The sequence below is a fragment of the Herbidospora yilanensis genome (genome assembly GCF_001570565.1).
Classification (GTDB): domain Bacteria; phylum Actinomycetota; class Actinomycetes; order Streptosporangiales; family Streptosporangiaceae; genus Herbidospora; species Herbidospora yilanensis.
In genome coordinates, this window is record NZ_BBXE01000025.1 from 1 (window position 1) to 13,417 (window position 13,417).

11 protein-coding genes are annotated in these 13,417 nt (G+C 69.8%); 5 read left to right on the forward strand and 6 right to left on the reverse strand.

The features are described 5' to 3' along the window. Positions 1-855 (reverse strand): cellulose binding domain-containing protein (locus AW273_RS36375; protein ID WP_198168241.1); only part of this gene is annotated, 855 nt, incomplete at its 3' end. A 371-nt stretch (positions 856-1,226) separates the two neighbouring features. On the opposite strand from AW273_RS36375, the gene AW273_RS19505 reads away from it, so the two are divergent. Both AW273_RS19505 and AW273_RS19510 read left to right on the forward strand, forming a co-directional pair. Beyond that, positions 1,227-2,204: a malate dehydrogenase gene (locus AW273_RS19505; protein WP_062349804.1), complete on the forward strand. Its 978-nt coding sequence runs from the start codon at positions 1,227-1,229 to the stop codon at positions 2,202-2,204. A 24-nt stretch (positions 2,205-2,228) separates the two neighbouring features. Next, entirely contained in the window at positions 2,229-3,572 is a 1,344-nt protein-coding gene (locus tag AW273_RS19510) for a dihydrolipoyl dehydrogenase family protein (RefSeq protein ID WP_062349806.1), read from the forward strand. Positions 3,573-3,681: 109 nt separating this feature from the next. Here AW273_RS19510 and AW273_RS19515 read toward each other — a convergent pair whose 3' ends face one another. From AW273_RS19515 to AW273_RS19530, 4 genes are all read right to left on the reverse strand, one after another. Beyond that, on the reverse strand, positions 3,682-5,319 hold the full coding sequence (locus AW273_RS19515) for an alpha-amylase family protein (RefSeq protein ID WP_062349808.1): 1,638 nt from the start codon (positions 5,317-5,319) through the stop codon (positions 3,682-3,684). An 87-nt stretch (positions 5,320-5,406) separates the two neighbouring features. After that, positions 5,407-5,610, reverse strand: coding sequence for a cold-shock protein (locus AW273_RS19520; RefSeq protein ID WP_030455889.1), 204 nt, complete (start codon positions 5,608-5,610; stop codon positions 5,407-5,409). 161 nt (positions 5,611-5,771) lie between these two features. Continuing rightward, a complete protein-coding gene (locus tag AW273_RS19525) occupies positions 5,772-6,713 on the reverse strand; it encodes an aminoglycoside phosphotransferase family protein (protein WP_232327505.1) in 942 nt (313 codons plus the stop codon). An 11-nt stretch (positions 6,714-6,724) separates the two neighbouring features. After that, entirely contained in the window at positions 6,725-8,041 is a 1,317-nt protein-coding gene (locus AW273_RS19530) for an NsdA family TPR-like regulatory protein (protein ID WP_232327506.1), read from the reverse strand. A 396-nt stretch (positions 8,042-8,437) separates the two neighbouring features. Here AW273_RS19530 and AW273_RS19535 point away from each other — a divergent pair, with 396 nt between their 5' ends. The 3 genes from AW273_RS19535 to AW273_RS19545 all read left to right on the forward strand — a co-directional run bounded on the left by AW273_RS19535 (position 8,438) and on the right by AW273_RS19545 (position 11,328). Beyond that, entirely contained in the window at positions 8,438-8,722 is a 285-nt protein-coding gene (locus AW273_RS19535; protein WP_030455892.1) for a hypothetical protein, read from the forward strand. Between the two features lie 326 nt (positions 8,723-9,048). Beyond that, positions 9,049-10,389 (forward strand): cysteine--tRNA ligase, encoded by a 1,341-nt coding sequence (gene cysS, locus AW273_RS19540; RefSeq protein WP_062349811.1) that lies wholly within the window; start codon positions 9,049-9,051, stop codon positions 10,387-10,389. Positions 10,390-10,392: 3 nt separating this feature from the next. Then, positions 10,393-11,328 carry a nucleoside hydrolase gene (locus AW273_RS19545; RefSeq protein ID WP_062349813.1) on the forward strand — a complete coding sequence of 312 codons (936 nt, stop codon included), beginning with the start codon at positions 10,393-10,395 and terminating at the stop codon, positions 11,326-11,328. Here the strand turns inward: AW273_RS19545 and AW273_RS19550 are convergent. Next, positions 11,285-13,387, reverse strand: a complete 2,103-nt coding sequence (locus AW273_RS19550) for an NACHT domain-containing protein (RefSeq protein ID WP_062349814.1) — start codon at positions 13,385-13,387, stop codon at positions 11,285-11,287. The two genes, AW273_RS19545 and AW273_RS19550, sit on opposite strands and share 44 nt — an antisense overlap. Positions 13,388-13,417: the final 30 nt, after the last annotated feature.

The window sequence follows — 13,417 nt, forward strand, 5'->3', positions numbered from 1 at the left end:
CACCACCGGCGCGGAGCCGTTGGCGGCGTCCTGCTGAACGGCCAGATCCAGGTGGTCACGCAGACCCTTGCTGTTGTTACCGGCCGAACCACTGCTGATGGCGGCGATCCGGTCCAGCCAGATGGCCGTGGAGGTGTTCGCGACGGCCGAACCACCCGGCTCGGACGCGGCGCTGGCCGACCAGTCGGGGTTCACATAACCGGTCGCGCCGTCGTAGGGGTTGTCCACCCGGGGTCCGGGCGGCGAGGGCGACGGCGACGGGCTGGGCGAGGGTGAAGGCGAAGGAGACGGGGACGGAGACGGAGACGGGGAAGGGGAGGGAGAGGGGGAAGGCGACGGGCTGGGCGAAGGCGACGGTGAGGGGCTGGGGGACGGCGAAGGCGAGGGCGACGGAGACGGGTTGACGCCGCCGCAGGTCACGCCGTTCACGGTGAAGGACGTCGGCTTGGGGTTGCTGCCGCTCCACGTGCCGTTGAAGCCCAGGCTCAGGGTGGCGCCGGACGCCAGGCTCCCGTTCCACGGCATGCTCGCCGCGGTCACGTTCGAGCCGCTCTGCGTCCAGTTCGCCGACCAGCCCTGGCTCACGCGCTGGCCCGAGTTCGGGAACGTGAAACCGAGGTTCCAGCTCGAAAGCGCGTCGCCGGTGTTGCGGACCGTCAGGTTGGCGGTGAAGCCTCCCTGGCCGGGGCTGGTGGTCCAGTCGTTGGTGGTGTACGTCACGTCACACGTCACCGCGGCCTGCGCGGACGTTGCCGTGACGACGGCCATGGTGGATCCGAGCGCGGCCACCGCGAACGCGGCGAGGCCACGGCGCAGTCGGGAGCGCGCGGCTCCGGATCGGGGGGTGGATCTCATTGAGGGGGTCCTCCTGCGATGATTCACTGCGCGCTGGGAGCGCTCCCACGGACCTTAGGTGCGCGGTCCCGTGCCGTACAGGAAGACCGTTCGCCCCCAGCCTCCCTCTCCCGCGCCCCGAAACACCAGCACCGGCGGCGACCAGCGCACACGTCGCCCGGTCACCGGCCGAAAACCCCGTTTGTAACTTGAAAGTTTCAGCTCTATCGCCACGTTTGCCCGATTTCCGAGCCAGAGACGGCCACACCGCCGGGCGCCGGGTCCCGGCCACATCTCCAGGAATTGCCGCAAACCCGTGGCCTGAGCATAAGTGGGCCTCGACTGGCGAGTAGCATCCGCAGGACACGTACACCGCCCGAAGGGGAATCGTCATGACCGTCAAAGTGACCGTCACCGGCGCGGCCGGCCAGATCGGTTACGCCCTGCTCTTCCGCATCGCCTCGGGGCACCTGCTCGGGCCGGACGTGCCCGTCCAGCTCAGCCTGCTGGAGATCACTCCGGCGCTGAAGGCGGCCGAGGGCACCGCGATGGAGCTCGACGACTGCGCCTTCCCGCTGCTCAAGGGCATCGACATCACAGACGACCCGAACTACGCGTTCAACGGGACCAACGTCGCGCTGCTGGTCGGCGCCCGTCCCCGCACGGCGGGCATGGAGCGCGGCGACCTGCTGTCGGCCAACGGCGGCATCTTCGGCCCGCAGGGTCAGGCGATCAACGACCACGCGGCCGACGACGTACGCGTCCTGGTCGTGGGCAACCCCGCCAACACCAACGCGCTGATCGCCCAGCGGCACGCCCCCGACGTCCCGGCCGACCGGTTCACCGCCATGACCCGGCTCGACCACAACCGCGCCCTTTCGCAGCTCTCGTCGAAGCTGGGCGTCCCGGTCACCGACATCAAGAAGATGACGATCTGGGGCAACCACTCCGCGACGCAGTACCCCGACCTCTACCACGCCGAAGTCGGCGGCAAGATCGCCGCTGAGCTGGTCGACCAGGACTGGCTGAAGGACACCTTCATCCCCACGGTCGCCAAGCGCGGCGCCGCGATCATCGAGGCCCGGGGCGCGTCCAGCGCCGCGTCGGCCGCCAACGCCGCGATCGACCACGTCCACTCGTGGGTCAACGGCACGCCCGAGGGCGACTGGACCTCCGCCGCGATCGTCTCCGACGGCTCCTACGGCGTGCCCGAGGGCATCATCTCCTCGTTCCCGGTGGTCTCGCGGAACGGTCAGTGGGAGATCGTCCAGGGCCTGGACATCGACGACTTCTCCCGCGGCAAGATCGACGCCTCGGTCAAGGAGCTCCAGGAGGAGCGCGACGCGGTCAAGGAGCTCGGCCTGATCTGACGCCGCATGGGCAGGTAGCCGGGCATGGATGAATTCGACGTGATCGTGCTCGGCATGGGCCCGGGTGGCGAGGACGCCGCCGGTCGGCTCGTCGAGGCCGGGCTGAGTGTGGCCGCGGTCGAGGCGGACCTGGTCGGCGGCGAATGTCCTTATTGGGGCTGCGTACCGTCGAAGATGATGATCCGGGCCGCCCACGTCCTGGGTGAGGCCCGGCGCGTCGCCGGCCTGGCCGGCGACGCGACCGTCTCCCCCGACTGGACACCCGTGGCCCGACGCATCCGCGCCGAGGCCACCGACGACTGGAACGACCAGGCCGCCGCCGACCGCTTCGAGAAGAAGGGTGGTCATCTCGTACGCGGCCACGGCGTCGTCACCGGCCCCCGCGAGGTGACCGTGGGAGACCGGGTGCTGCGTGCCCGGCGCGGCCTGCTGATCTCCACGGGGACCCGGCCGGCGATCCCGGACATCGACGGACTGGCCGGAACGCCCTATTGGACCAATCACGAGGCCGTCGCGACGGAGAGCGTGCCCGAGTCGATGATCGTGCTGGGCGGCGGGGCGGTCGGCCTCGAACTGGCCCAGGTCTTCGCCCGCTTCGGCACCGGGATCACGCTCCTGGAGGCCGCCCCCACGTTGTTGCCGGGCGAGGAACCCGAGGCCGGGAGGCTGATCGCGAAGGTCTTCCGCGACGAGGGCATCCGCGTGCTCACCGGCGTCTCCGCCTCCCGGGTGGCCTACGACGGCCGGTTCGCGGTGACGGTCGGCGACGAGGTGATCGAGGCGGACCGCCTCCTCGTGGTGGCCGGCCGGAAGACCGACCTGACCGGCCTGTCGGTCATCGGGGTCGACGAGACCGCCCGGTTCGTCCCGACCGACCCCCGCATGCGGGTGACCGACGGGGTCTGGGCGGCCGGCGACGTGACCGGCCGCGGAGGGTTCACCCACGTGGCCAACTACCAGGGGCGGATCGCCGCGCTCGACATCCTGGGCGAGGAGGTCGCCGGTGCCGACTACCGCGCCGTCCCCCGCGTGACCTACACCGACCCGGAGGTCGGCGCGGTCGGCCTGACCGAGAGACAGGCCCGCGACGAGGGCCTGTCCGTGTCGACCGGGATCACCACGGCCGGGGCGCGCGACTGGATCCACGGGACCAAAGACATCCTGATCAAACTGGTGGCCTCGGGCGACGTCCTGGTCGGCGCGACGGCGGTCGGCCCGGCGGGCGGCGAGGTGATGGGGGCGCTCGCGGTGGCGGTGCACGCCCGGGTGCCGGTGCCGACCCTGCGGTCGATGATCTACGCCTATCCGACCTTCCACCGGGGCATCGAGGACGCGCTGAAGAACCTGCTGAAACAAGATCGCCCATAGCCTGGTGCTGGTCGACGGATACGCCGACCAGCACCTTCTCGGAGACCCGCGGCGTCTTCCTCGACGCGCTGCGCACCCGGATCATGGCCGCCCGCCACGCGTAGCCGGTCTAGGGCGCGGTGTCCGGGTCGGAGACGCGGAACCAGCGGCAACCGTAGTCCTCGACCTCCACCAGAGCCCGCCCGTCCCTGATCTCCACCGTGTCGTCGGAGAACAGGTCGGCCAGGACCTTCCCCTCCTCGCCGAGGGTCAGGGTCGCCTTCGCCGTCCGTCCGGCGAAGTTGTGCAGGGTCACGATCCCTTCGTTCCTGATCACTAAGAGGGCGTCGTCTCCTCCGTCGAGCACCTCGTAGCCGCCCCACGCCAGTTCGGGGGCCTCGCGGTACTGCTCGACGAGCCGCCCGATCCACGACAGCAGCGACTCCGGATCGCGCCGCTGGGCGCCGACGCTGATCTCGTCGGGGCCGTAGTCGCCGCCGGGCATCGGGATCGCCGGTTCGACCGCGCTGAAGCCGCCGTGGCGGCCGGACGTCCACTGCATCGGGGTCCGGACCGACTGGCGGCCCTCGATCGCGAGGTTCTCCCCCATCCCGATCTCCTCGCCGTAGAAGAGCACGGGGGTGCCGGGCAGCGCGAACAGGAGGCTGTAGACCATCCGGATGCGGCGCTGGTCGCCGTCGAGCATGGTCGGCAGGCGCCGCCGGATGCCGCGGTCGTAGATCCGCATGTCCTCGTCGGGCGCGAAGGCGGCGAAGACCTCCTCCCGCTCGGCGTCGGTCAGCTTGTCGAGGGTCAGTTCGTCGTGGTTGCGCACGAACGAGGCCCACTGGCTGTCCTTCGGCGGCGCGGGACGCTCCCGCAGGGCCTCTGCGAGCGGACGGGCGTCCTCCCGGGCCAGCGACAGGTACATCCGCTGCATGCCGATGAAGTCGAAGCACATCGTGATCTCATTGCCGAGCGGGGTGTCGCCGAAATAGGCCATCAGGTCCTTGTACGGCAGGTTCACCTCCCCCAGCAGCATCGCCGTCCCGTCGCGGCGGTTCATGAACGCCCGCAGGTCGGCGAAGAACTCGTGGGGGTCGGGCAGCGCGTCGTCCTGTTCGAGCACCCGTTCGACCAGGAACGGCACCGCGTCGACGCGGAAGCCCGACAGGCCCAGCTCCATCCAGAATCCCAGGATGCGGGCGATCTCGTCCCGCACCTCGGGATTCGAGGTGTTGAGGTCGGGCTGGAACTTGTAGAAACGATGGAAGTAGTACTGCTCGGTCTGGGCGTCCCACTGCCAGAGGCTGTCCTCCTGGTCGGGGAACACGACCCCCTCGGGGTCGTCGGGCTCGGGCTTGTCCGACCAGATGTACCAGTCGCGGTGCTTGGAGTCCCGGGAGGAGCGGGCGTCCTGGAACCAGGGGTGCTGGTCGGAGGTGTGGTTCACGACCAGGTCGGCGATCACCCGGATGCCCCGGTCCCGGGCCACCCGCATGAACTCGACGAAGTCGCCCAGGGTGCCGAGGCGGGGGTCGACGCTGTAGAAGTCGACGATGTCGTATCCGTCGTCGCGGTCGGGGGTCGGGAAGAACGGCATGAGCCAGATGCAGGTCACGCCGAGCCGGTCGAGATGATCGAGATGCTGGACGGCGCCCCGGAAGTCACCGATCCCGTCGCCGTTCCCGTCGGCGAAGGTCTCGATGTCGAGGCAGTAGACGATGGCGTTCTTCCACCACAGTTCGGAGGTCTGGGTCAGCCGCATGGGCAGCGCCCCTACCCATTTGCGGCACGAGAAAGCCGACCGTTGCACGAGGCAATCGGTCGGCTTCTGGTTGATGCTGGATGGAACTTAGATCGGCGTCACGTTCTCGGCCTGCGGACCCTTCTGGCCCTGCACGGTCTGGAAGCTGACGCGCTGGTTCTCGTCCAGGCTGCGGTAGCCACCGCTGTTGATCGCCGAGTAGTGCACGAACACGTCAGGGGTGCCGTCGTCGGGGGCGATGAAACCAAAGCCCTTTTCGGCGTTGAACCACTTGACGGTGCCTTCAGACAACTGCTTCTCCTTATGCGGAGCCTCACCGTCCCGTCAGGTCAACGGGACGGGCTGCTTAGCGGACCAGCCCTGCATCCGCCTACGTCGGAAAAGCAGTACGCCCGCTACCGGCCGTGCGGCCGGAGGCGTTCTTTACAAAACACCACTGCAACACGTCAAGCCTAGCGCACCCCGAGCGCGGGGGCAGCCATGTACCACCTCGCGTGGCCATCACCTCTGGTCAGCGAGTCGAGACGGCGCGGAAGTTCCTGCCGGGAGAACGGGTCGCCGAGGGCGTTGCGGATGTGGATGCCGACGGCGTACATGTCCCTGATCTCCATCAGGGTCGCATAGCCGGGCCAATCTCGCAGGTCAGAGCCGTAGGCGTGGGCGAAGGCGTCGACGTCGCCGGCCGAGAGGCCGAACCTGCGCTGGCCGTGGTAGGTGTGGACGAGATCCCACTCACGGGGGCCTACGGCCACGCCGTCCCAATCGCAAAGAATCGCATTGCCGTCGCGGCAGCGGAGCAGGTTGTCGATCCAGGCGTCGCCGTGGAGCAGGACCGGCGGGCCCGAGTCGAGGGTGTGCCAGCGATCGGTCAGTTCCTCGATCCGGTCGCCGAGCCAGCGGCGCTGGTAGGTGGTGAGCACCTCGGCCCGGTGCTCCACCGCGTGCCGGACCTCGGCCAGCGGGTCGGTGAGCCGCCGGAGCGGGATCGACGTCGGCACCGGTTCGCGGTGGAGGTCGCGCAGCACGTGGCCGAGCTCGGTGGTGGTCGGGGAGCCGTTGGAGCGGACGTAGCGCCAGAAGGTGACCGCCCGGCCGCCGTGGACGATGGGCTGGTGGGGGATCTCGTCGACCGGCCGGACCGTGGGGAACCCCCGGTCGGCCAGCCAGCGGGCCACCGCCAGCACGGCGGGGAGCCGGGTGAGGGCGTCGGGGGCGGTGGCGATCCGGACCACCATGTCGCCCCGGAGCTTGAAGACGGCGTTGCTGCGCAGCCGCATCAGCCTGGCGCCGCCGGCGTCGACCCCGATGCGGTCGCAGACCGCGCGCAGGACCGTGAACGCCTCGTCGGCGAGCGGGCGGGCGGTCGTGGCGCGGGCGAGGTGCGTGATCGTCACGTGTGAGGCGCTCATATGGCCAGCCGGAGGGACGACTCCGACAGGACCTGGTTCAGGTTGCGGACGGCGGGGAGCCGCGGATCGGCCTCGTTAAGCAGCGCCTTCGCCCGGGTGATGACGATCGAGGTGCGGTGCTCGGCCGGGACCTGGCTGAGCGCCTGGGCGGCGAGGCGGCAGGCCTCCTCGTAGTCGCCGTGGCGGGCCAGGTGGGTGGCCTGGTCGAGCAGGATCAGCGCGGGGTCGATCGTCTGGAACCCCGAGTCCATCTCCAGGTTCTGGAGCTGGGAGTCGTCGCCGAGCTCGATCAGGGTGCCGGTGCGGTAGAAGCTCATGCGCTTCTCGGTGAAGACGAAGGCGAGGTCGTCCTGGCTCATGCCGCGCATGCGGGCGAAGATCTGCTCCGCCTCGGCGAGCGCGATGCGGGCGGCCTTGCGGTCGCCCATCCGGGCCAGCGCCCGCGCCTCGGCGGCGGCGGCGAGGGCCGCCGGGGAACTGGGGGCCGAACCGGCCAGCATGCGGGCCTCGCGGGCCAGCCGGACGGTCTCGGTGAGGTCGCCGTAGTAATAGGGCAACATCGTCTGGTTGGCCCTGACCAGGGCGCGTAACCGCAGGTCGCCGACGTCGTCGGCGGAGGTGCGGGCGGTGCCGTACCAGGCGTGGGCCTGGCGGGTGTCGCCGAGTTTCATGAGGGCGTCGGCCGACAGCAGGGCCAGCATCGTGGTGGCCGTCAGGAGGCGGCGCTGCACGCCGGCGGGCTGCCGGGCGCCGGTCAGTTTGCGTACGTCGGCCAGCTCCAGCATCACCCGGCACAACATGGGCGTGGGCGGGGTGGTCATGTATTCGCGCCGGTAGCGCAGCACCTGCTCGTCGAGCCGGTCGAGCTGGTCTTCGGTGACGGTCGTGGTGGCCAGGGATCGGTCCAAATCGTGCCGGGTGCCCTCGACCTCGGCGAAGAACCTGCCGTTGGGGGTGCCCATCAACATCGCCTGGTGGAACAGCGCCCGCCGGTCGGTGTCGTCGTCGGCCAGGTCTTCGACGTGGACGGCGTCTTCGGAGGACCCGTTGGCCACGACCACGACCTTCTGGCTCACGCCGGGGTCGTCGCAGTAGTCGGCGGCGAGGCCGAGGCGCACGGCGTTGGCCTTGTAGAGCCGGGCCAGCAGGTCGATCGTCTGGGGGCGCGGCCGCGCCCGGTTGTTCTCCCATGCGTTGAGCAGGTCGATGCTGGCCCTGGGCAGGCCCAGCGACTGCTGCTCACAGAGGTATTCGAGTTCCTCGATCGCCTGGCGCGCGGACCATCCCCGGCCGAGCCGGTGCGCCTTCAGCATGCTGACACCGCAGCAGCCGTGGATCGCCTGAACCGTCTGCCACATCGACCACTGCCGTGCCTCGGCCTGCTCGCGCCAGCGACGAGCACATGCCGGAGAGTGCTCTCCTCGGGCCATCCCGCCTGCCCTTCCGCTGCTTCCGTCCTGCGTGTCCTAGTTTGCCGTGGACCAGCCAGGACAGCGATTACGGGTGTTACCACTACGTTAATCGGCCTGCACCCAACCACCAGGCCTGTTATGCGTTCGTGTCCCCGGAACCGTGGGTGTTCCACTGAATACCAGCGAGTTCCCTGGTTATTGCACGTATTCGGCTAGTACGCCCGATTGCCGGGCAGTCATCCCAGGTTCACCCTTTCCGGAGAAAGGTCGCAACGTCCCCTGGAGACCACCATGGCGATGAAGGCAGATCGCAGCGAGGCGATGGACCACCTCGAACGGCTCGCCGCCCAACTTGAGGCGCACTCGTTCCAGGTACGCCTGTCGGCGCCGGCCGGCCTCTACCCCCGGCTTCGAGTGGTGAACCCGATGGCTCCCGCCATGGCGGAGGACGTGCTGGCGTCCAACGCCAACGACGGAGAGTGGTGGTACTGGCTCTCCTGGGCCGGCCGCATCGGGCACGCCTCCGACGTCGTGACCGCCGCCGAGCGCATCGCCTCGGTTCTGCACGTGATCCGCCGATAGTTTCGGACACCCCCAGCCGGTATGGCCCGCGCCTCCGGCGGCCGACTGTCAGGCGGCACCCGCGCCCTGTCTCTCGTCAAAGAGAGGGGCGCGGCCCACAAGCCGAACCGGACCAGCTGTCGCCGGCCGCCCACGCCCACCCACCGGGGCGCGGGCCGTACCTCCACCCGACCGATTTGTCCATAGCCGATCCCTTAGCCATGACGCGTGGTTCATTACCCTGTCAACCCGTTTGACCTGTCTCACAATGTGGCATTCATGATGTGCACCGCACGTCTGCCCGTTTCTATCGACAGGACGCGGATTTCTGGCTTACCCTCGGCTAGGTGGGACTTCGCCTATACGATACTTTCAGCCGGTCGGTCCGCGATTTCTCCCCCCGAATTCCGGGAATCGCATCCATTTATCTCTGCGGTCCCACCGTCGTCGTCCCGCCGCATGTCGGGCAAATACGCTCGCAAGTGAACTTCGATATTCTGCACCGCTGGCTGACATATTCCGGATATCGCGTTCTCTTCTGCCGGAACGTCACCGACATCGAAGACAAAATCATCAGCCGCTCGCTTTCCGAGGGCGTGCACTGGTGGCGGATCACCGACCCGGTCTACCGGTCGTTCGAGAGCACCTACGAGGCCCTCGGTTGCCTTCCGCCCAGCGTGGAGCCGCGGGCGACCGGCCACATCCCCGAGATGGTGGAGCTGATCGAGCAGCTCCTCGCCTCCGGCAACGCCTACACGTCCGACGGCGACGTGTATTTCTCGATCTCCTCCTTCCCCGGCTACGGCGAACTCTCCGGGCAGCGCCCGAGCCAGATGCGCGGCGGCGAGGAACCCGGCCACGGCAAACGCGACCCCCGCGATTTCGCGTTGTGGAAAAGAGGCCGACCGGGGGAACCCGTCTGGCACGCGCCATGGGGGGACGGCCGGCCCGGATGGCATCTCGAATGTTCCGCGATGGCGCGCAAATATCTGGGCGCCGAATTCGACATCCACGGCGGCGGAGCAAATCTCATCTTCCCGCACCACGAGAACGAGATCGCCCAGTCGCGCGCCGCCGGCGACGGTTTCGCGCGATTCTGGCTGCACAACGGACCGGTCACCCACCGGGGCGAGAAGATTCGCAAGACGGCGAAGAACCCACTCGCGGTGCACACGTTACTCCGGCGGATACGCCCGGTGGAACTGCGGTTCTATCTGGCCGCCGCCCACTATCGGTCGCCGATGGAATTCTCGGTGGGCGCGGTGGAGGAGAGCGCGGTGGCGTACCGGCGGATCGAACGTTTTGTTCACCGCGTGGCCGTGGAAACGCCGGGCGAGCTTCCGCCGCAGTTCAGAGAGGCGATGGACCACGACCTGAATCTCCCTCAGGCGGTTTCGCTGATTCACGCGGCCGTCAATGAGGGGAACGCGGCGCTCGATTCCGGCGACGTTCTCAGGGCGGCGCGGAAATGCGCCGAGGTAAGGGCGATGCTCGACGTGCTGGGCCTCGATCCGATGAGCGCGCACTGGGCCAGGGAAACGCAGTTGCGGGAAGTCGCGGGGGCCGTGCTCGGCGTCGTCCGAAATCTCGCCGAGGCGAGCGCGGAGCGCGGTGAGTTCGAACGGGCGCGGATCATGCATCGGCAGATCGACAGCGCCCTCAAGATTCGCCAGCGGGTTACGCTCTGAGGCGTGCCCGCACCAAAGAAGATCCTCATTGACTGCGACCCCGGGATCGACGACGCCCTGGCGATCACCCTCGCCCACGGCTCCCCGGCGCTCGACCTCGTCGGGATCACCACGGTCGGCGGGAACGTCTCCCTGGAGATGACGACGCTCAACGCGCTCAAGCTGCGGGAGTTCCTGGGATTCCCCTCGGTGCCCGTGGTCGCCGGCTCCCCCGGGGCGCTCGTGGCGAGCCGGATCGACGCGGCCGAGGTCCACGGGTTCGGCGGGCTGGGCGCGGCGGTGCTGCCGGAACCCCGGCTGAAGCCGGGCGACGGGCACGCCGCCGACTTCATCGCCGACACCCTCGCGGCCTCTCCCGGCGAGATCTCCCTGGTCGCCGTCGGCCCCCTCACGAACATCGCCCTGGCGGTGCGCAAGGAGCCCCGGATCATGGAGTGGGCACGTGACTTCACGATCCTGGGCGGGTCGTACACCCGGGGCAACCGCACCCCGGCGGCGGAGTTCAACATCGCGGCCGACCCCGAGGCGGCGGCGATCGTCTTCGGGGCCGGCTGGACGGTCAACCAGATCGGCCTCGACGTCAGCCTGACGGCCTTGGCCGCCGGGCCGATCCTCGATCGGATGCGGGGCCTGGGACGCCTCGGGAGCGAGTTGCTGATCCCCAGCCTGGAGTTCTACGGCATGACGACGGCCCACGACGGCCCGGCGGTCCACGACGCGCTGGCCGTCGCCTTCGTGGCCGACCCGACCCTGTTCGAGTTCACGCCCGGCGTGGTCGACGTGGAGACGGCGGGCCGGTTCACGTCGGGCATGACGGTGATCGACTTCAACCTGCGCGGCCGCCTGCCCAACGCGAACGTGGCCCGGTCGATCGACGTGCCGCGGTTCTGGGACCTCACGCTGGAGAGCTTCGCCCGGGCGGCGGCCCGGCTTCCCTAGCCAGATACTCCGTCAGGATCAGGTGGGGGAACCGGTATCCCCTTCCGTCGCGCCGGAGCAGCCCGAGGTCGGCCGCGTGCGCCATGAAACGCCGATGGCGGACCGGGAGCAGGCCGAAGAGCACCAGGAACACCCAGGCGCCCAGGCCGCCGACGGCCGTCACGGGCAGCGCCGCCACGAACGAGGCCCCCATGACCGACAACAGCAGGGTGGTCGGCGTCATGAACGAGCCGCCCCCGCCCGGCCCCCACAGGAGGCCGGCCACGAGACCGGCGGCCGCTCCGGCCAGCAGCGGCGGCAGGCCCGCGCCGAAGCCGGTGAAGTTCGGCTCCTGGGCGGTCGCGTCGGTCGTCACCAGCAGCAGCGCAATGCAGATCCCGAGCGCGATCCCCACGAAGACGGGCACGATCGCCGTGCCCGACCAGGCGAAGTGGGCGGTCAGCAGGGCGGCGAAGAACGGGCTCCAGGTCGCCGTCCGGCGGAGCGCCCCACCGAGCCGCATGATGAGCATCAGCACGGTGCCCAGCAGCAGGCAGATCCCCGCGGTCCGCGCCGGCCACGGCGCGGCGAGGGTCCCGGCCCAGGCCAGGCCTGCGATGACGGCGGCTCCGGCCAGGCCGAGCAGCGCGCCGCACAACCCGCACCGCAGCCGGACCGAGGCGGGCAGCGGCGCGGGAGGCCGCTTGCCCAGCATCCATGTGCCGGCGGTCAGCCAGAACACGGCCACCACCGCCGCCGCCGACCCCCAGCCGACCCCCTCGGCCACCACGAGGACGGCGGTGGCCGTCGCCGACCAGACGGCCATGGCGGTCGCCACCCCGTCGGCCCCGAGACCGGATCGCAGCGTGGCGGGCAGCGCCCACCACCAGGCGAACGACCCGAGGCCGGGGTGGCGGCCGGGCAGAGTGCGGGTGTTCAGCGCGAGTTCGACCCGGGCGAGTTGCGGGACCCACCTGAGCACCTGCGCCTCACGGAAGCGGTGCAGCGGTCGCCGTCCGCCGCGGAACACCTGCCGCACGTAGGAGGCCAGCAGGTCGTCCCGGCTCCAGCCGGGGGCGCCCCGGGGGGCTTCGGCGACGGCCACGATCAGCACGAACAACCAGAACGGGGCGGTGATCAGTTCGAGCAGGCCGGGGTCCTTCGTGACGGCGTACCGCGCCGGCCGGAGGCGGGGGCCGCCCTCGGCGAGGTATCCGACCACCTGCGTGGAGGTGAGCGGGCGGATGGACACGGCGCCCCTGAGCCGGAACCGCCGGGCCCGCGGCAGTTCACGGTACTCGTCGGCGCGGCTGCCGATCACGAGGGAGAGCTGCGGGCAGGACTCGTAGAGGGCGTTGACCTCCGCCACGCAGCGGTCGCGGTGTTCGACGGGGACCTCGTCGAATCCGTCGATCAGCAGGGCGATCCGGCCCTCGGCCAACCAGGAGCCGGCGATGCCGTCGCCGATGCCGTAGAGCTTCTCGATCCGCTTGAACAGCCATTTCCGCAGGTCGTCGGGGGGAACGCGGCGGAGGAGGACACGGCGGGGCCGGGCCCAGTCCGATAGTTCGACCACGATCGGCAGTGGCGCGTCCGGCCGGTCCAGAAGGGCTTCGGCGAGTTCGAGGATCATCGTGGTCTTGCCCGCCCCGGGTGCGCCCAGGATCAGCATCGACCCGTCGAGGTGGTCGTAGACGTCGAGGGGCGTCGTGGTCGCCGACGGCTGCCAGGGGTCGTCGCCCCGGCTCACGTGCCACGAATGCGGCGGCGCGGCGACGGCGTCGGGGACCGTGTCGAGGTCCAGGCGGGCGCGGGCGATCCTGGTCAGCGACTGGTCGAGGCGCTCGCGGAGGTGACGCCGGACGTTGGCGGCGGCGCGTTCACGATGTTCCGTCCGGACGTGGCCCACGACCAGCGTCTTCCGCTGCGCCAGGTATTCACGGCCCGCCACGATCGCCGCGAGCACCACGGCCAGGGGCCAGGTGACGTGCGGCGCGACGTCGCTGGTCGCGTAGTTGATGACGACCGGCAGCAGGAACACGCCCGCCGCCGGAAGCAGGATCCGCCCGAGCTTCGGCACGCCTGTGTATCGCTACCTGGAATTAACACG